The sequence below is a fragment of the Endozoicomonas sp. SESOKO3 genome, assembly GCF_024606255.1.
In genome coordinates, this window is the sequence record NZ_JAHHPR010000430.1 from 1 (window position 1) to 1,029 (window position 1,029).

Annotated in this window: 2 protein-coding genes; both read left to right on the top strand. The window is 46.7% G+C overall.

Translation table 11 applies throughout. From position 1 onward, the window contains the following. The coding region (locus KDK18_RS07445) for a WD40 repeat domain-containing protein (RefSeq protein WP_257254258.1) at positions 1-438 on the top strand (438 nt) is incomplete at its 5' end. 163 nt (positions 439-601) lie between these two features. After that, the coding region (locus KDK18_RS07450) for an F-box protein (protein WP_257254259.1) at positions 602-1,029 on the top strand (428 nt) is incomplete at its 3' end.

Below are 1,029 nucleotides of genomic sequence, written 5' to 3' on the forward strand. Positions count from 1 at the left end.
GAAGATCATAAGGCGAAAATCCATAGCCAGAATGCTGGATCATGGGAAGAAAAAGCCTGCGTTGAACACGATAAAGTGGTCACCTCAGCAAACTTCAGTGCCGATTGCCAGCATGTGGTGACCGCCAGCGATGATAACACGGCGAAAATCAGTAGCCTGCAGACCGATGGCTCATGGAAACTAAAAGCCAACATTGTCCACCAGGATAAGGTTATCTCGGCCAGCTTCAGTGCTGATGCTTGCCATCTGGTGACCGCCAGTGTTGATGGTGTCGTAAACATTTATGGCCTGGAGGCCAATGGCTCATGGCTGCAAAAAGCAGCCATTCAAAAAAAGACAGGATTCACCGCAGCCAGCTTCAGCGCCGATAGCCGAAATGTGGTGACCGTCAGTCAAGATAACAAGGTGAGAATCACTGAGCTACGCAAGAAGAATTGATGGTTGAATGAGCGTATGGATCGGGGCTCTTTTGTTGCCTGGGAGGCTGACCTCAATTTTATGAACTTTCATCATAAAACCCAGTCTAATCACTTGAATCAATTTTGAATGTCCTCTCTGAGCGAGGATAAACACTGACTTTGAAGCTCTGGAGGAGCCAGGCATGAACCCTCTGAACAACCATTCCAGCGATGACGGTTCACCCCTGCCAACGAAGCAACCTCGAATGGAGGAAGCAGCAACGGGTGTCTGTGCAGGCAGGGACGTTATTGTATATCACCAAAATCAATCTCCATTCCTCTGTTTGCCCGACGAAACAAAATCAATAATTATTCGCTATTTGGGTTTTCGCGAGATTACCCGTTTAGCAAAGGTATGCAGGTATCTTCGCGATTTTGTTAAAAATGATAAAGCGATGGAAAGAGCATGGTATCGCCGGTTTCCTTCACCACACCAATATCAACTAAAGACCATCGTTACGGCAAAAGATAAACAACAACTCAGTGATTGGTTGAGGTCGTTCGCCAATGCGGACACTGCAGGTCACATATTTTCACTGTATTATCAACACTCATGGTTACCAGATGGCGG